Origin of the sequence: Pseudomonas sp. CP4, from assembly GCF_047758505.1 — a bacterium.
GTDB lineage: Bacteria > Pseudomonadota > Gammaproteobacteria > Pseudomonadales > Pseudomonadaceae > Aquipseudomonas > Aquipseudomonas fluorescens_AO.
This window is the reverse complement of record NZ_CP180489.1, coordinates 4,944,590-4,962,415: the sequence shown is the minus strand read 5'-3', so window position 1 is coordinate 4,962,415 and position 17,826 is coordinate 4,944,590. Positions and strand designations below refer to the sequence as shown.

16 protein-coding genes are annotated in these 17,826 nt (G+C 62.0%); 6 read left to right on the top strand and 10 right to left on the bottom strand.

The window, feature by feature from the left end:
* The first annotated feature begins 92 nt into the window (after window positions 1-92).
* On the top strand, window positions 93-1,097 hold the full coding sequence (locus tag ACMYUN_RS22325; RefSeq protein ID WP_039764166.1) for an NADP-dependent oxidoreductase: 1,005 nt from the start codon (window positions 93-95) through the stop codon (window positions 1,095-1,097).
* Between the two features lie 125 nt (window positions 1,098-1,222).
* On the opposite strand, the gene pyrF is transcribed toward ACMYUN_RS22325, so the two are convergent.
* Window positions 1,223-1,921: an orotidine-5'-phosphate decarboxylase gene (pyrF, locus tag ACMYUN_RS22320; protein ID WP_415761793.1), complete on the bottom strand. Its 699-nt coding sequence runs from the start codon at window positions 1,919-1,921 to the stop codon at window positions 1,223-1,225.
* Window positions 1,922-2,182: 261 nt separating this feature from the next.
* On the opposite strand from pyrF, the gene ACMYUN_RS22315 reads away from it, so the two are divergent.
* Together ACMYUN_RS22315 and ACMYUN_RS22310 are read left to right on the top strand one after the other, a co-directional pair.
* Window positions 2,183-2,932, top strand: coding sequence for a response regulator (locus ACMYUN_RS22315; protein WP_129997404.1), 750 nt, complete (start codon window positions 2,183-2,185; stop codon window positions 2,930-2,932).
* Window positions 2,932-3,981: a sensor histidine kinase gene (locus tag ACMYUN_RS22310; protein WP_415761792.1), complete on the top strand. Its 1,050-nt coding sequence runs from the start codon at window positions 2,932-2,934 to the stop codon at window positions 3,979-3,981. The genes ACMYUN_RS22315 and ACMYUN_RS22310 overlap by 1 nt, the downstream gene beginning before the upstream one ends.
* A 658-nt stretch (window positions 3,982-4,639) precedes the next feature.
* Here ACMYUN_RS22310 and ACMYUN_RS22305 read toward each other — a convergent pair.
* The 9 genes from ACMYUN_RS22305 to ACMYUN_RS22265 form a co-directional block, all read right to left on the bottom strand.
* Window positions 4,640-5,680: an AI-2E family transporter gene (locus tag ACMYUN_RS22305; RefSeq protein WP_415761791.1), complete on the bottom strand. Its 1,041-nt coding sequence runs from the start codon at window positions 5,678-5,680 to the stop codon at window positions 4,640-4,642.
* A gap of 69 nt (window positions 5,681-5,749) precedes the next feature.
* A complete protein-coding gene (locus ACMYUN_RS22300; protein WP_039757820.1) occupies window positions 5,750-6,556 on the bottom strand; it encodes a DUF4892 domain-containing protein in 807 nt (268 codons plus the stop codon).
* A gap of 115 nt (window positions 6,557-6,671) precedes the next feature.
* Entirely contained in the window at window positions 6,672-7,526 is an 855-nt protein-coding gene (locus ACMYUN_RS22295; protein ID WP_415761790.1) for an alpha/beta hydrolase, read from the bottom strand.
* Window positions 7,523-8,329 carry an alpha/beta fold hydrolase gene (locus tag ACMYUN_RS22290; protein WP_415761789.1) on the bottom strand — a complete coding sequence of 269 codons (807 nt, stop codon included), beginning with the start codon at window positions 8,327-8,329 and terminating at the stop codon, window positions 7,523-7,525. The genes ACMYUN_RS22295 and ACMYUN_RS22290 overlap by 4 nt, the downstream gene beginning before the upstream one ends.
* Before the next feature lie 151 nt (window positions 8,330-8,480).
* Window positions 8,481-8,924, bottom strand: coding sequence for a hotdog fold thioesterase (locus ACMYUN_RS22285; RefSeq protein WP_016773655.1), 444 nt, complete (start codon window positions 8,922-8,924; stop codon window positions 8,481-8,483).
* Between the two features lie 31 nt (window positions 8,925-8,955).
* On the bottom strand, window positions 8,956-10,611 hold the full coding sequence (locus ACMYUN_RS22280) for an AMP-binding protein (protein WP_415761788.1): 1,656 nt from the start codon (window positions 10,609-10,611) through the stop codon (window positions 8,956-8,958).
* 202 nt (window positions 10,612-10,813) lie between these two features.
* On the bottom strand, window positions 10,814-11,266 hold the full coding sequence (gene sixA / locus ACMYUN_RS22275; protein WP_415761787.1) for a phosphohistidine phosphatase SixA: 453 nt from the start codon (window positions 11,264-11,266) through the stop codon (window positions 10,814-10,816).
* The gene (locus tag ACMYUN_RS22270) at window positions 11,263-11,610 is read right to left on the bottom strand and encodes a DUF4389 domain-containing protein (protein ID WP_016773653.1); all 348 of its coding nucleotides are present in this window, start codon (window positions 11,608-11,610) and stop codon (window positions 11,263-11,265) included. Before ACMYUN_RS22270 ends, sixA begins: the two co-directional genes overlap by 4 nt.
* 30 nt (window positions 11,611-11,640) lie before the next feature.
* The gene (locus tag ACMYUN_RS22265) at window positions 11,641-12,666 is read right to left on the bottom strand and encodes an NAD(P)H-dependent glycerol-3-phosphate dehydrogenase (RefSeq protein ID WP_415761786.1); all 1,026 of its coding nucleotides are present in this window, start codon (window positions 12,664-12,666) and stop codon (window positions 11,641-11,643) included.
* Window positions 12,667-12,863: 197 nt separating this feature from the next.
* On the opposite strand from ACMYUN_RS22265, the gene ACMYUN_RS22260 reads away from it, so the two are divergent.
* From ACMYUN_RS22260 to ACMYUN_RS22250, 3 genes are read left to right on the top strand one after another with little or no spacing between them, the layout of a single operon-like run.
* On the top strand, window positions 12,864-14,987 hold the full coding sequence (locus ACMYUN_RS22260) for a TonB-dependent receptor plug domain-containing protein (protein ID WP_039758468.1): 2,124 nt from the start codon (window positions 12,864-12,866) through the stop codon (window positions 14,985-14,987).
* Between the two features lies 1 nt (window position 14,988).
* Complete coding sequence (locus ACMYUN_RS22255; RefSeq protein ID WP_415761785.1) at window positions 14,989-15,921, top strand: ABC transporter substrate-binding protein; 933 nt, start codon at window positions 14,989-14,991, stop codon at window positions 15,919-15,921.
* Window positions 15,918-17,822 carry an ATP-binding protein gene (locus ACMYUN_RS22250; RefSeq protein ID WP_415761784.1) on the top strand — a complete coding sequence of 635 codons (1,905 nt, stop codon included), beginning with the start codon at window positions 15,918-15,920 and terminating at the stop codon, window positions 17,820-17,822. The genes ACMYUN_RS22255 and ACMYUN_RS22250 overlap by 4 nt, the downstream gene beginning before the upstream one ends.
* Window positions 17,823-17,826 lie beyond the last annotated feature (4 nt).

Here is a 17,826-nt window from a genome sequence, read left to right as displayed (position 1 = left end):
CTGGATCGTCTCGCATTCGCCGTATCAGCCAACCTTGCGACATCGCCGTTGAAGAGCTATCAACAAGGCTTCCTTCCATTCGAGTGCCTGTCATGACCAACCAGACCAATCGCCAGTTCCTGCTCGCCAAACGCCCGGTGGGCGCCGCGACTCGCGAAACTTTCACTTATCAGGAAGTACCGGTCGGCGAGCCACAGGCGGGACAGATTCTGGTGAAAAACGAATACCTGTCCCTCGACCCCGCCATGCGCGGTTGGATGAACGAAGGCAAGTCCTACATCCCGCCGGTCGGTCTCGGTGAGGTCATGCGCGCACTGGGCGTGGGAAAAGTCATCGCTTCGAACCATCCTGGCTTCGCCGTCGGCGATTACGTTAACGGCGCCCTCGGTGTGCAGGATTATTTCCTCGGCGAGCCGCGCGGTTTCTATAAGGTCGACCCGAAACTCGCGCCATTGCCACGCTATCTGTCTGCACTGGGCATGACCGGCATGACCGCCTACTTCGCCCTGCTCGATGTCGGCGCACCGAAAGCCGGTGACACCGTGGTGCTGTCCGGCGCGGCCGGTGCGGTGGGCAGCGTGGCCGGGCAGATCGCCAAAATCAAAGGCTGCCGCGTCGTCGGCATCGCCGGCGGGGCCGACAAGTGCAAATTCCTCATCGACGAATTGGGTTTTGACGGCGCCATCGATTACAAGGCCGAAGACGTCGTGGCCGGTCTGAAGCGCGAATGCCCGAAAGGCGTGGACGTGTACTTCGATAACGTCGGTGGCGACATTCTCGACGCGGTGCTGAGCCGCTTGAACATGAAGGCGCGCGTGGTGATCTGCGGCGCGATCAGCCAGTACAACAATAAAGAAGCGGTCAAAGGCCCGGCCAATTACCTGTCACTGCTGGTCAATCGCGCGCGCATGGAAGGTTTTGTGGTGATGGACTACGCCGCGCAGTTCGCCAGCGCCGCCCAGGAGATGGCCGGCTGGATGGCCAACGGGCAGCTCAAGAGCAAGGAAGATGTGGTTGAAGGACTGGAGACGTTCCCGGAGACGCTGATGAAACTGTTCAACGGCGAAAACTTTGGCAAATTAGTGTTGAAGGTTTAAGGCAAGCCTGAAACCAATGTGGGAGCGAGCCTGCTCGCGAAAGCGGTGGATCAGTCGGTAATGATGCCGACTGACACTCCCTCTTCGCGAGCAGGCTCGCTCCCACAGTCGGATCTTCAATAGTTTCAGGCGATTTCGGCTACCACCGCCGCCAACGCCTGCGCCGGATCTGCCGCCTGGCTGATCGGACGGCCGATCACCAGGTAATCGGAACCGGCATCCAGCGCCTGACGTGGGGTCAGAATGCGCCGTTGATCATCATGCGCGCTGCCCGCCGGGCGAATCCCCGGGGTCACCAGTTGCAGCGACGGGTGCGCGGTTTTCAGCGCCGACGCTTCCAGCGCCGAACACACCAGACCGTCCATCCCGGCCTTCTCGGCCAGCGCCGCCAGACGCAGCACTTGTTCCTGCGGCTCGATATCCAGGCCGATACCGGCCAGATCCTCGCGCTCCATGCTGGTCAGCACGGTCACACCAATCAACAACGGTTGCGGACCACTGCGCTTGTCCAGCACTTCACGGCAGGCCGCCATCATGCGCAGGCCACCGGAGCAGTGTACGTTGACCATCCACACGCCCATCTCGGCAGCGGCTTTCACGGCCATTGCGGTGGTGTTGGGAATGTCGTGGAATTTCAGGTCCAGAAACACTTCAAAACCCTTGTCACGCAGGGTGCCGACGATTTCCGCCGCGCAGCTGGTGAACAGTTCCTTGCCCACTTTGACCCGGCACAGTTTCGGGTCCAACTGGTCGGCCAGCTTCAGTGCGGCGTCACGGGTGGGGAAATCCAGGGCGACGATGATAGGAGTCTGGCAGGCGGACATGGATGGGCTCTCAGGCTGGTCGAAAACGGCGCGCATTGTAGCGGAACCGGCGGCGGCGCGGCACCCGATGATCGGTAAATCGTCGCGCCGACCGTGATCAGCTTAGCCGGCGCGGCCAATGTGTCGACTCCGATACACAGCCGACACGCCCGCAACACGCACCGAGGTTAGCCTCGCCGGCGCAACACGTCCTTACAACAGCACTTCCCGCCTCCCGGCTGGACGCCTATGCTGAAACCACCTCTGGTAGTGAACAGCCCCATGCCAAACGCCCCGACAACCGTGACGGATGAAAGCAAAGACGACAAGCGCTGGAGCATCCGCGCGCTGATCGTCGACGACGACGTGCCGATCCGCGAGCTGATGATCGATTACCTCGCCCGTTTCAACATTCACGCCAGCGGCGTCACCGACGGCGCGGCGATGCGCCAGGCGCTGCAGGGCGAACATTTCGACGTCATCGTCCTCGACCTGATGCTGCCCGGCGAAGACGGTCTGTCGCTGTGTCGCTGGCTGCGCGCCGAATCGGACATCCCGATCCTGATGCTCACCGCCCGCTGCGAACCCACCGACCGCATCATCGGCCTGGAACTGGGCGCCGACGATTACATGGCCAAACCGTTCGAACCACGCGAACTGGTCGCCCGCATCCAGACTATCCTGCGCCGCGTGCGCGACGACCGCACTGACCAGCGCGCGAACCTTCGCTTCGACAACTGGCGCCTCAACAGCGTCCTGCGCCAAGTGGTCGCCGACAACGGCCTGGTAGTGCCCTTGTCCAACGCCGAATTCCGCCTGCTCTGGGTCTTTCTCGAACGCCCGCGCCGCGTGCTCAGCCGCGAACAATTGCTCGACGCCGCTCGCGGTCGCTCGATCGAAGCCTTCGACCGCAGCATCGACCTGCTGGTCTCGCGCTTGCGGCAAAAACTCGGCGACGATCCGAAAGCCCCGCAACTGATCAAGACCGTACGCGGCGAGGGTTACCTGTTCGACGCGCGGGACATCGGCTGATGAAGGCGCGCTTCGACACGCTGTTCGGGCGTCTGTTTGGCGTGCTGTTCGTGGCGATTGTCCTGGCGCACTTGCTGGCCTTCGCCTGGTTCAGACTCTACGGCCCTCCTCCGCCCCCACCGCCGCCAGAACTCTCAACGAATATCGACGGCCAACCGCCCATGCACGATCCTGCTTACCCTCCGAGGCAAGCACGGCCCTGGTTCGGTGGCCCGGTGGTGCCGCTGACCTTTCAATTCATCACGCTGATGATTGCTGCCTGGTACGGTGCGAAACTGCTCAGCCGGCCAATCCAGCGCCTGAGCGACGCCGCCGAACGCCTGAGCGAAGACCTCGACAGCGCCCCCCTCGACGAATCCGGCCCGCGCGAAGCCCGTCAAGCGGCGCACACCTTCAACCTCATGCAACGGCGCATCCGCGAACAGGTCCAGCAACGCGCGCGCATGCTCGGCGCCGTCTCCCACGACCTGCGCACGCCACTGTCACGGCTGAAACTGCGCCTGGAAAACATCAGCGACGACAAGCTGCAAAACCAGATGCGCCAAGATCTGGACGACATGATCAGCATGCTCGACGCCACCCTCACCTATCTGCACGAACAACGCACCAGCGAAGCCTTGCAACTGCTCGACGTGCAAGCGCTGGTCGAATCGCTCTGCGAGAACGCCCAGGACCAGGGCGCCGATGTACAGGTCAGCGGCGGCTGCACGCCCTTGCCGGTGCAACCGATGGCACTGCGTTCGTGCATCAACAACCTGCTGGACAACGCCCTGCGTTACGCCGGACAGGCAAGGATTGAACTGCTGGAACAGCGCGAAGAACTGCTGATTCGGGTAATTGATCACGGGCCGGGCATTGCTGAAGACCAACGGGAAGCCGTGTTTGAACCGTTCTACCGACTGGAAGGCTCGCGTAATCGCAACTCCGGCGGCGTGGGGTTGGGCATGACCATTGCCCGGGAAGCGGCGCAACGGTTGGGTGGGCGGTTGGATCTGGAAGAAACGCCGGGTGGCGGGCTGACTGCCATTGTTCGGTTGCCACGGGGCTGAGGCTCAGCCGACTTGAAGTGTGAGCGAGCCTGCTCGCGAAAGCGTCTGATGATTCAATGCCTTGGTTGAATGTATCGGCCTCTTCGCGAGCAGGCTCGCTCCCACAATGAAACTGAGTGTATTCGGCAGATATTGGTTGGATGTGGAGGCGCTATCGCTGGCAAGCCAGCTCCCACAGGGATCGAGTGGTTTCAGAGAGAGATGGGCTGGCTGCCAGGCCGCCTTCGCGAGCAGGCTCGCTCCCACAAAAGCAAAAGCAAAAGCAAAGCAGCGCAGCTGCCCGCGGCGAAGCCGCCCCGCTCAACAATGAGCGCAAGCTCGAGTGCTCTTGATCTTGATCCACCGGCGACGTCGGAAGGCTGAGTGGAGGGATTGATCCGGGGGTGGGAGCGCAGCGACCGTCTGGCGCAGCCAGACACAGCGGAAGGAGGTGCAGCGAAGCAAACCGTAGCCGCTGCGCCCGGATCAGTCCCGGAGCGAGGGAACCCGAGCCTGCGAGGGCCGAACGCAGGAGCTAGCGTTTTTTGCTTACTTTTTTAGGCGCTTGTAAAAAAGTAAGTCGCCGTCAGGCGAAACCGCCAGCCGCCGCAGCGAAACATTCGGATATTCACACCAGACAAACCCAAGCATGGTCGGCCCAAAGGCCGCCAAGCCCCCCCTAGACCCGAGCCTGACTCTTACTCCAATCCGTCAACAAACTATAAGCCACCGCCAACAACGTAGGCCCAATAAACAACCCAATAAAGCCAAAGGCAATCAACCCGCCAAACACCCCGAGCAACACAATCACCAACGGCAAATTCCCGCCACGACTTATCAGGTAAGGCTTGAGCACGTTATCTACGCCACTGATGATGAACGTCCCCCAGATCCCGAGAAAAACCGCCATTCCGTATTCGCCCTTCCACGCCAGCCAGGCCGTGGCCGGCACCCACACCAGCGGCGGCCCCATCGGAATCAGACTGAGCAGAAAGGTGACGATCCCCAGCACCAGCGCCCCCGGCACCCCGGCGATCAGGAACCCGATCAACGCCAGCACTGCCTGGGCTGCCGCCGTACCAATCACACCGTTGACCACCCGCTGCACAGTACCCGCCACCAGCTCGATGTAATAACCGGCACGATCGCCAATCAGGCGCTGCAGCAGACTGTGCACAAACGCCGCCAGTCGCGGCCCGTCACGGTAGAAAAAGAACACGAACACCAGACTCAGCGTCAGCTCGAGAATCCCGCCGCCGATCTGCGCACTGCGCGCCAGCAGCCAGTTGCCGACCTGGCCCAGATACGGCTTGATCGAGACCATCAGCGCCGCGCCCTGCTGATCGATGCTGTCCCACATCGCCACTAGCCGCTCACCGACCAGAGGCACGCTGCCAAGCCAGGTCGGCGCTTCCGGCAAACCGTCGACCTGCACGTCCTTGATGAATGCCGTGGCATCGCGCACATGATCGGCAAGATTGAAACCCAGCCACACCAGCGGCGCCGCCACCAGCAACATCCAGCCCAGCGTCAGGATCAACGCAGCCAGCGATTCGCGGCCATTGAGCGCGCGGGTCAACAGACGCATCAGCGGCCAACTGGCGAACGCCAGCACCGCGCCCCAGAACAGCGCCGACCAGAACGGCGCCATCACCCACAGGCTGGCACCAAACAACACCAGCAGCAGAATCTGCACCAGCAGGCGATCGTTATTGAGCATGGAAAATCCCGGCAAAGTCAGTCAGCGAAAGAGTAGGCGAACACTGCGTGCGTGCTCGCCCGGCACAGCTTATCGCAACAGGTCGATGCGCAGGCCAGAGCCGTCGAGATTGCCGGTTTCCATCCGCGCCGCGCGCACACCCTGAGTGATCAGCGCCTGGCGCCACGCTTCGGCCTTGGCCCCGGAAACCGTGACCCGCAAGGTCGTGTCGAGATTCAGGCCACGGGAAATCAGGCGCAGCCAGGTGGCATCCGGCTCATCGACCAGTTTCGGGAAATCCAGCTCGCCAGTGCTCTTCAATTGACGCAGCAAGGTCGCCGAGGTCGGCAGCAACTCGCCCAACGGCGCAACCGCCTCGAATTGCTCGACATGCAGATAGGCTTTGCGATTGCCGCGAGTGATGCTGTAGAGCGCCACCAGCGTGTTGTCCTTTGGCGCCGCCAGCCTGAGCAACAGATAGGCCTGTTGCTCGTCAGCGCCATACAGTTTGGCGTTGCCGAACACTTCGTTGGCCCACAGGCTGCTTTCGCCGCAGTCACGTGCCTGACACCAGAACAGCAACTCGGCATCCTGCTGTTGCAGGGCTTCGCGGGCGGCGGTAAAGGCTTCGGTGGCGGAATGTTCCGGCGGCAACTCGTAGGTCACCGAGGTGGTCTGGCCGCGAGCGGTGATCTGGCCGTCGAAGCGCAACTGGCCGCTGATCTTGCGAATCGAGCCCAGCGGGTAGATGCGCTCCAGCTCGGCCGCCGGGCGATAGTCGACGATCTGTGCGTCGGCCAGACGCGGCACGATTTGCAGATCCTGGCTGCCCGGCACATCGGCAGCGAAGGACAAGGAGCTGAAGCAGCACAGCGCGAAAAGACTGAGTGACCGCATAGTCAGGCTCACCGGACGGTCATGGCTGGGCGGGTCGGGGTCGCAGCAGTATAGAAATCCATCGAGTTTGTCTCCCATTTCAACCCGCCCAGCCTCGGCAGTTGCCCGCAGCAAGTCAAGGCATGGCGAAGAAGCGATTGAAACAGTCTGCTACAAGACCTGCGCCAGCCTCGTCATTCAGGTGCAGATGATGCCCGCCCGGCAACTGTTTGTGACTGAAGGGTAGACGCTGCAGCAACTCAGGATGCCTGGCCAGCATGCCATCCGCCGCGACTACCAGATGCGCCGGGCAACTGACGCGCGAGGCAAACGCCATTGCCTGTTCTTCCGTCAGGCGCAGCGGCGATGGCAGGGTCAGGCGATTGTCGGTACGCCAGGTGTAACCGCCGGGCACCGGCATCAAGCCGCGCTGGGCCAACAGCTCAGCAGCTTCGCGACTGACCGCCACCAGGCCTTTCATCCGCGCCTCAATGGCTCGATCGAGGGTGGTATAGACCGGTTTGCGCTTTTCGCGCAAATCGAGTTGCGCCTGCAGGGCCATGCCCATGCGCTCGGCGGCGTTCTCACCTTTGTCTGTCGGAGGAATCACTCCATCGATGAGCGCCAGATGGCTGATGCGCTCCGGCAGCGAACCGGCCAGCACCATCGAGACAATCGCGCCCATCGAATGCCCGAGCAAACCGAAACGCTTCCAGCCCAATTGCTCAGCCACTTGCAAAACATCATGTGCGTAGTCCCAAAGGGCATAACCGGCACCGCTCGGCCGATGCCCGGAATGGCCGTGGCCAGCCATGTCCAGGGCAACGATGCGCAAGCCGTTGAGCCTTGGCGCCAGCCGCGCGAAGCTGTTGGCGTTGTCGAGCCAGCCGTGCAATGCGATCACCGGCAAGCCGTCCTCGGGGCCGAACAGGTGCGCGGCCAACTCGATGTGCGGCAGATTCAGGCGCACTTCTTCGCAGGTCGCGCTCATGCGCAATCCTTGTTCTGCCGCTGTTCCCAGCGCATGAACAGGCTCTTGAGCAGTCGCGCCGTATCTTGCGGGCGCTCCAGCGGAAACATGTGCCCGCCGGGCATGCTCAGTGCCTCACCTTGCGGCAGTCGCGAGACGAAACGCGTGTGATGACGCATCACCACGCGGCTCTTGTGCCCGCGCACCATGGCCAGCGGCACCTGCAACTGGCGGGTGCGCCCCGGACTGGTGTGCGGCACGCCGCGATAAATACTGATTTCGGTGGCCGGGTCAAAACGCAGACGCAGCTTGTCGTCGACCTGATGCAAACCGTGTTGCAGGTAGGCATCGAAGCATTCCGGATCGAAGCCGCGAAACAGGGTTTTGCCGGAAAAATAACTGCGGGCGCTGTCGAGATCGGCGAATTCTTCACGGCGCCCAAGGGTGCGCCCGGCCGGAGTCAGCTTATCGATGAAACCAAAGCGTTTGGCCGCACGAATCACCCACTGATCAGTGCGGGTCAAGACTGGCGAGTCGAGCATCACCACACCGCGATACAACTCTGGACTACGCAACGCCGCGTGCAAATGCAGCAGACCACCAAAGGAATGGCCAACGCCCCATACCGGCTGTTCCTGCTGCTCGAGATGATGGATCAGTTCATCGACGAGGTTGTACCAATTGTCGTCCGCCGGAAAACGCGGGTCATGGGCGTGCTGCTCCAGATGCGCGACCCGGTACTCCGGCGCCAGCGCCGCGAACAACTTGCCGTAGGTCCCCGAAGGGAAGCCATTGGCGTGGGCGAAAAAGATCGGTTGCGACATGCGGGCAAATCCATGAGCGGGAAACGTGCGTTGATTGTCCGCAAGACCCGGCGCCGCAGCAATGACCATAACTGCCAGAAATGGTGGTGGAGACGCTTCGCAAGCAAAAGACCACAACACCGAAGGCTGCGATCTTTTGATCTTCAACCTGTCAACGCAGCGGCGGCTGCTCTCCCAGCGGCACCACCGCCATGGTCAGGCGCGATACGCAACTGGCCTTGCCTTCGTCGCTGGTCAGGCGGATGTCCCATACGTGCGTGGTGCGGCCGATATGGATCGGCGTGGCCACCGCTGTCACCCGCCCGCTACGCAAACCGCGCAGGTGGTTGGCGTTGATCTCCAGGCCGACGCAATAGAACTTGCTGGCATCGATGCACAGATAACTGGCCATCGAGCCGACGGTTTCCGCCAGCACCACCGACGCGCCGCCATGCAGCAGGCCGTAAGGCTGGTGGGTGCGGTGGTCGATGACCATGCTCGCCGTCAGCGACTGTTCATCGAAGGCTTCGAAGCGAATATCCAGCACTTCGCCGATGGTGTTCTTCTGGATCGCGTTCAACTGTTCGATGTCGGGAGTAGTACGCCACAAGCTCATCGCAGACTTCCTTTGTTGTTGTAATCGATGCCTAATCCTGCCACAGCACCGCCTCGCTGCGCGCGCTCCATTCTTCGAAGCGCGGCCCGTAGCGATCCTCGATGACGTTGCGTTTGATTTTCAGGGTCGGTGTGAGGAAGCCGTTGTCCACCGCCCAACTGTCCTTGACTACGACCAGCCGGTGCAGGCGTTCGTGCTTGTCGAGGGCGGCGTTGACCTCCCCCAGCAGCTTTTCCAGGCTCGCGTGCAGGCTGGCACGAGGCTCTTGCTGATTGACCGTCGACAGCACGCACAAGCCCAGCGGCGCCCTTAGGCCATCGCCGACCACGCACACTTGCTCGATGCGCGAATGCACAGCAAGACGGTTTTCGATCGGCGCCGGGGCGACATATTTGCCTTTACTGGTCTTGAAGATTTCCTTGAGTCGCCCGGTCAGGCGCAGGCGCCCTTCGCTGTCCTGCTCGCCCTTGTCGCCCGTGCGCAGAAAGCCGTCTGCGGTAAGCGTCTCGGCGGTTTTCTGCGGTTCCTTGAAATAGCCGAGCATGTTGGCCTGGCTGCGCACCTGCACTTCGCCGGACTCATCGATGCGCACCTCGACTTCCGGGCATGGCTGGCCGATCCAGCCCTGCTTGTACTGCCCCGGCAAGCAGATATGCGAATAACCGCAGCCCTCGGTCATGCCATAGACCTCCAGCACATCGAGGCCGAGTTTCTGATACCAGGCGAGCAAGGTCTGCGGTACCGGCGCGGCGCCGGACAATGCCACGCGCAAGGCGTCCAGCCCAAGCCCGGCGAGCACTTTGCGCCCGACCCGTTTACCGATGAAGGGCAGCCCGAGGAGAAAATCCAGACGCTTTGCCGGAATCTTGCCATACACGCCCATCTGGAATTTGGTCCAGATACGCGGCACGCCAAACATCGCCGTCGGCCGCGCGCGCTGCAGATCGGTGATGAACGTCTCGAGGCTTTCGGCAAAGAACACTGTCTGCCCGGTATAGATCGACGCCAATTCGACAAACATGCGTTCCGCAACGTGGCACAGCGGCAGATACGACAGCAGCCGATCGTTCTCGTTGAGCCCGAACAGCTGCGTGCCGCGACTGGTGGCGAAACCGAGATTGGCGAAACTGTGCATCACGCCTTTGGGCAGACCGGTGGTACCAGAGGTATAGATGATCGTCGCCAGTTGCTCGGCGGCGGGGCGTGGATCGTCCTGGATTGGCGAACAGCTTTGCAGGTCCGCCCAGCTGTAATCGAACTCCCCCGGCGGATGTAGCGGCAGGCTGATGGTCGGCAAACCCGTCGGCACGCCTTGCGCCATGCCTGACCAGTCATCGAGCTTGCCGATGAACGCCAGTGCGCTTTCCGAGTGAATCAGCACCTGCGCCACGGACTCGGCGGTGAGATTGGGGTACAGCGGCACGGACACATGCCCGGCCATCCAGATCGCCAGATCGGCGATGATCCAGTGCGCGCAGTTTTTCGAGATCAAGGCGATGTGGCTGCCGGGCGGCAACTCGCGCGCGCGCAACCAGTGTGCAGCGCAGCGGGCCTGATGGCCGACATCGGCCCACGTCAGCGTCTCGACCTGACCACCGCCGATGGGCTGCACCAGAAAGCGCTGGCGCGGGTGCCGGGCTTCCCGTTCGTAGAACACGTCCAGCGGCAAACGGAAGGCGGCAGACATGCGACTCGCTCCTGTTTTTTTGGTCTGGAGCAAGCGTAGTCAACCAAGCAAGTGCTTGGTTGGAATTTTCAAACAAATAATTTCTTGGGGTGACAGAAACAAATGTGGGAGCGAGCCTGCTCGCGAATGCAGTGTGTCGGCCCCAAAAAGGGTAATGACACGCCGCCTTCGCGAGCAGGCTCGCTCCCACAGGGATATGGCGTTAAGGGTGCTTGAGGCTATTGAGCTTCATCGAGCCAATCAGCAGTTCACTGTGCTCAAGCTCCGCCAGCCCCGCCGTACTGACCCGCTCCGGCGGATGCCCGGCGCCGTGCTGCAAATAGCTGAGCAGGTTGCCCACCAACGGGTTGTGGCTGACCAGCAACACATTGCTCACCGATACCAGTTGCTCGGCAACCTTGTCCGGATCGCTCTCCGGCGTCAGCCATTCGACCGTGCGAATCTCCGGCTCGAACCCCAGCGCCTCGCGGACAATCTGCGCGGTTTGCTGAGCGCGTACATAAGGGCTGGCATAAATCGCCGTCAGCGGCTGCCCGATCAGATGCGCCGCGCTGCTGAGGACTTCCTTACGGCCGTGCTCGGTCAACTCGCGTTCGGAATCGATTTTCGAGCCGTGAGGCACCGCCTCACCATGACGCAATACCCAGAGTTTCATAGTTTGGGCTCCTCATCGCGCACCGGATGCGCGGCCGGGGCGACGGTGTGCGGCGCTTCCCCTTCCGGGGTGCGCGGCGCCGGCCAGTCGGCGAACGGCCAGGGCTTCTGGTCACTGTGAAACGTGCCGAAGCGGCCGATCTGCGCGAGGAACTGGCTGAGGCTGTCGCCAAAATTCATCAGGCTGGCGCTCGGTGCGCCGTAGATCAGGCGGTAGATCAGTTGCACCAGGACCACCGCGCCGAGGATGAATTGCGCGACTTGCCAGACCAGCAGATAAACGATCATCCACAACACCCGCAGGAGAATGGATTCGTACTGGGTTTCGCTTTTCGGATCGTTCATGGCTTGCTTCCTGTCCGTGTAACAGCTGAATCAGTTGAAACCGCTGGTGGAAATAAAGTCGACGTCGGTTTTCGGCTCGGCACGCATCAATAGACCGATCACCTGCTCCAGCGTGCGTCCTTCGAACAGGATCGCGTGCAGCCCGGCGACCAGCGGCATGTACACGCCGACTTCCTGGGACTTGGCCTTGAGCACCTTGAGGGTGTTGACCCCTTCAGCGACCTCACCGAGACGCGATACCGCTTCGTCGAGGCTCAAGCCCTGACCGAGGGCGAAACCGACCTGATAGTTGCGGCTTTTCGGTGAAGAGCAGGTGACGATCAGATCGCCAACCCCGGCCAGACCAAGGAAGGTCATCGGGTTGGCGCCCTGATTCACGGCGAAGCGGGTCATCTCGGCCAAGGCGCGAGTGATCAGCATGCTCTTGGTGTTCTCGCCCATTTCCAGCGCCACCGCCATGCCGGCGATGATTGCGTAAACGTTTTTCAACGCACCGCCCAGCTCGACACCGAAACGGTCGGCGCTGGCGTAAACGCGGAAGGTGCGCCCGTGCAGCGCGGCTTGCACCGCTTTGCACAGTTCCTCGTCTTCACTGGCGACCACCGTGGCGGTCAATGCGTGTTCGGCGATTTCCCGCGCCAGGTTCGGCCCGGACAACACGCCGATGCGTGCCTGCGGGGCGATCTCTTCGAGGATCTGGCTCATCAGCTTGAAGGTCTGCGCTTCGATGCCTTTGGTCAGGCTGACCAGCATCTTGCCGCTCAAACGCTCGGCGTGGGCGGCGAGTACCGTGCGCAAGGCGCTGGACGGCAGCGCGACAAAGCACAGATCGCAGGCGTCGAGGGTGGCTTGCAGGTCGGTGACGGCGGTCACGCCCGGCATAATCTTGATGCCTTTGAGGTAACGCGGGTTTTCGCGATTGACCCGGATGGCCTCGGCCTGCTCGGGGTCACGCATCCACTGAAGGACTTGATGGCCGTTCTCGGCCAGCAGATTGGCCACGGCGGTACCAAAACTTCCGCCTCCCAGGACCGCAATCGGGCGCTGTTCAGTCATATGCAATCCGTTAATCCATACCAGTGGCGATGCCGGGCATTATACGGGGCGCCCCGGTGGCGGCCAGCCCCAGCAACAATTACCGACATTTGTAGGAAGAAGACCAATAAAACCTAGGAAAATGCCTGTAACGTCACTGGAAAAGTCGCGGCCCTCGGTTAACATGCGCGCCAATTCCTTTCTCTGCAGGCTGTGTCGTGTTTTCTGGCCCTCCTCCCCCGCGCTCGCCCCTGCTACTGGCGCTGCTGTTCAGCCCGCTGGTACTGGCGGACGACCTGTTCGTCGACAGCCAGACGCTGCCGCCGGTGCTGACGGCCACGCGGCTGAAGCAGACGCCGGCGGAAGTGCCCGGGAGCATGACCGTGCTCGACAACGAATTGATCAACGCCAGCGGTGCCCGCGATATCAGCGAACTGCTGCGGCTGGTGCCCGGAATGATGGTCGGCAGCATCAATGGCAATCAGCCGGCGGTGAATTACCACGGCACGAATGCCAGCGAAGCGCGGCGCATGCAGGTGTTGATCGATGGCCGCTCGGTGTATCGCGCCGGCCTGGCGACGGTGGACTGGAGCGATATTCCGGTAGCGATGGAAGACATTGACCGGATCGAGGTGTTTCGCGGCCCGAACACGGTCAGCTACGGCGCCAACGCGCTGATGGCGGTGATCAACATCATCACCCGCCACCCGGCCGACAGCCACGGCACGCGCCTGAAAATCACCCGCGGTCAGCGTGGCATCAACGACTTTTATGCCAGCCAGGGCACCGGGTGGGATGGCGGTGATCTGCGCCTGTCGCTGTCCGGCCAAGAAGACGACGGTTTCGACAGCGACCGCAACGGCGCCGATTATCGCGACAGTCGACGCTTGAATCGTCTGAGCCTGGCGGTCAGCCACGACCTCAATGAAGGGCAAAGCCTCGACTGGCAGCTCAACGCCAAGGACGGCAGCAATCAGCGACCTTATACCTACCGCCCGGTGTTCTCGGGGATTACCGACGCCGGGAACAATTCCGACGTGGTGGCCAAGGATTACGCCGGTTCGGTGCGCTGGAACCTCGATATCAACCCCGAACACAGCCTTTATGTACAAGGTTCGGCGCAGCACTGGGATCGCCAGCAAGTCTGGCGCGCTTGCGATGCCGAGGTGTCGTTCAGCCCCGAGCTGGCGCAGCTGTGGCAGCTCAACCCGAATTACACCGAGCGGCTGGCGCGCAACATCAACCAGTTCACCGGCCCCGGCGCGGCGCCCGGCACGCCGCAGGAAATGGCGCTGGCCAATCAAGTGCTTGAGCAATGGCGCAACGGCGCCAGCCAGACCCTATGCGGCGACATCGACCAGAGCGCCCGCGAATCGCGCTACGACCTCGAACTGCAGGACACCCTCAGTCTGTCCGACAGCCTGCGTCTGGTCAGCGGCCTCAACTACCGCTACGACCGCGCCGACTCCGAGACCTATTTCAACGGCACCCTCGACGACACCACCTGGCGCGCCTTCGGTCAACTGGAATGGCGCGCCACCGAGCACTGGCTGCTGCAGGGCGGTGCGATGTTCGAAGACACGCAACTGATCGGCAGTTCGCTGACCCCGCGCTTCGCGGTCAACTACCTGATCAACCCGCGTCACGGTCTGCGTGCGGTGTACTCGGAGGCGATCCGTTCGCCGGACATGTTCGAGAATAACGTCAACTGGAGCTATCAGGTCAGCAACCTGCGGCCCTCGGCGTACGGCCAGTCGTCGGCGCGTTATTTCGTCAAGACCCGTGGCCCCGGCGATCTCGATCAGGAGCACATGCGCTCGCGTGAATTGGGCTACAACGGTTATTTCGGCGAACTCGGTCTGGCGGTGGACGTGAAGCTGTTCTACGACGAAATCACCGGGATGATCAGCGAGCCGCTGCGCAACAACCAATACATCGCCAGCAACGCCAACAGCTCGCGCTTTCGCGGCACCGAAACGCAACTCGACTGGCGCCTCGGCAGCGCCGACCGCTTGCGTTTGACCTACGCCTTCGTCGACGCCGAGGCGAGCAATCCGCTGGACCAGCAGTACACCTCACGCCACAGCGGTTCCGCCGGTTGGCTGCGCAACTGGGGGCATGGCTGGAACAGCGCCCTCTTCTATTACGGCGACAACGCGCTCAACGGCTATCGCTTCGAACGCGTCGACACGCGCATCGCCAAACGTATCGCCATTGGCAAAGCTCAGCTGCAATTGGCCGGGGTGCTGCAACAGCGCCTCGATCATCAGCCGAACACATTCGTCGACAATAATTACGATGAACGCCGGGTGATGTATTTCAGCGCCGAGCTGGAGTTCTAGGATGCGCAACGGCCCGTCACGGAAGACGCCAACCCTTGGCCACTGGCTGGCCGGGCTCTGCCTATTCTTGACCGCGTGGCTGCACGGTGTCGCGGTGCAGGCGGCGGATATTCTGTTGACCGGCGCCGAGGAAAGCCCCGGCGTGCAAGCTTTTGTTCAGGCACTGAGTGAACTGCGCCCGACTGACAACGTGCGGTTTCAGCCGCTGGCCAGTTTGCCGGCTCCGGGCAAACTGCCGGCCAGCCTGCGCTTGATCCTGCTCGATCTGCCCAGCCTCGACTGGCGCCTGCAGGACTCGCAAGGCCCGTCGACGCTGGTGTTGCGCATCAGTCGCTTGCAGGCACGCCAGCGTTTCGCTGACTCGCATCCGGCGCGCCTGAGCCTGTTGTGGAGCGATCCGCCGCTAAGCCGACAATTGCAACTGATCCGACGGATTCTGCCGCAGGCCCGACGCGTCGGCGTGTTGTTCGATGAGCATGGCGAGTTCCTTCTCGACGAATTGCGTGCGGCTGCGCGGCCGTTGAATCTGGACATCGTCAGCCAGCGCTGGGACAACACCCACGACAGCCGTCCGCTGCAAGCGGTGCTGAAAAACAGCGACGTATTGCTCGGCCTCGACGATCCCGACCTGTACAACTCGCAAACGGCGAAAAACCTTTTGCTCAGCAGCTACTCGCGGCAGGTTGCGCTGATCGGCCCCAACATTGCCTTCGTTCGCGCGGGCAGCCTCGCCAGCACGTACAGCGACCAGAGTGACTGGCTGGCGATTCTCGATCATTTGCTCGACCAGCCGACCAGTGCCTGGCCACGAACGCTTTATCCCGCTCGTTTCAAAGTCTCAAGTAATGCGCAGGTGGCTCGTTCCTTAGGCATCGAACCGCTGAATGAAGCATCTGTCGCCAGTGCCTTGGCCGAAGGAGAGCGCCGCCCATGAGTTTTCGTCGCCGTTGGGACATCAACACCCGCACGCAGCTGATCAGCCTCGGGCCGGCGCTGTTGCTGACGTTGCTGTTGATCAGCTTCTTCACCTTCGTGCGCATTCAGGATTTGCGCCAGGAGCTGAACCACACCGGCCAGTTGATCGCCAACCAACTGGCCCCGGCCACCGAATACGGGGTGATCTCCGGCAACAACGAAGTCCTGGAAAGCCTGCTCAAGGCGACACTGGCCACGCCCAATGTGCGCTTTCTCGAAGTGCAGGACAGCGCCAACCGGATTGTGGTGTACGTCGAACAACCGGCCGACAGCCACAGCCGCCCGCATCAGGTCGAAGTATTCCAGGCGCCGGTGCGTTTGCAGCGGATCGCCTTGCACAATGATTTTTTCCAGGACGGCAAGGTCAGCAACAGCGCCGCCGGCGAGGATTATCTCGGGCGAGTGATCGTCGGCCTGTCCAACGATGCTTTCAGTCAGCGCCAGCAGGAGATCCTGTTCAAGGCCGGGATTCTCGCGCTGTTCGCCCTGCTCTTCACTTTTGTCGTGGCGCGGCGCCTGGCCGGCAGCCTGTCGCAACCGATCCGTGACATTGGCAACGCTGTCAAAGCGATCCAGGAAGGCGACTACAAAACCCCGTTGCCGATTGTCGATGACACTGAATTGGGTGCGCTGTCGCAGCACATCAATAACCTCGCCCAAGCGCTGGAGCAGGCCAGCCGCGAACAGCAGCAGGCGATGGCGCAATTGATCCAGACCCGCGAAGAAGCGGAAAAGGCCAACAACGCCAAGTCGGATTTTCTGGCGATGATGAGCCACGAACTGCGCACGCCCATGAACGGTGTGCTGGGCATGTTGCAGTTGCTTGAAACCACCGAGATGACCGACGAGCAGGCGGAATACGCGGCGCTCGCGTCGGAGTCGACCGAGCATTTGCTCAAGGTCATCAACGACATTCTCGACTTCTCGCGAATCGAGCGTTCGGAGCTGGAGCTTGAGCACATTCCGTTCAACCTCGCCGAGTTGATCGGCGCCTGCGCGCAGTCGTTCCAGCACAGCGCGGTGCAGCGAGGCCTGGCGCTGAATCTGCGCATCCCCGATGACATGCGTGGCTTGCAGGTTCAGGGTGATCCGACGCGGATCCGGCAGATTCTGGTCAATCTGGTCGGCAATGCCTTGAAATTTACCGAGCAGGGCCGGGTCAGCATCGAGGCGCAATGGCAGTCGCTGGATCATGAACTGCTGTGGTTCACCTGCTCGGTGCGCGACAGCGGCATCGGCATTTCATCGCAGAGCCTGGAGCTGATGTTCAATGCCTTCCAGCAGGCCGACAGTTCGATTTCCCGTCGTTACGGCGGCACCGGTCTCGGTCTGCCGATCGCGCGGACCCTGGCCGAACGCATGGGCGGTACCTTGCGCGCGCAGAGCGAAGAAGGTCGTGGCTCGGTTTTCACCCTGGAAATCCCGTTGGCGCTCTATAAGCAGGCAATGCCCGCACTGGCCGCGCCACGTGCGTTGAACGGCAGCGGTCAGGGCGAAGGACGCCATGTGTTGCTGGTCGAAGACAATCCGGTCAACCAGACCGTGATCGAAGCGATGCTGCGCAGCCTCGGCTTTGCCGTCAGCGTGGCGACCGATGGCGCGCAGGCAGTGCGCAGTGCCGAGGGCGGCGAATTCGAAGTGATTCTGATGGACTGCCGGCTGCCGATCATCGACGGCTACGAGGCCACGCGGCAGATCCGCGACCTGCCCGGCCGCCGCGATGTGCCGATCATCGCACTGACCGCCAACGCCTTGCAGGGCGATCGCGAAACCTGTCTCGCGGCGGGGATGAACGATTACCTGGCCAAGCCGTTCAAACGCAATGACCTGCAGCAGATTTTGCAGCGCTGGGTGTCGTAGTGTG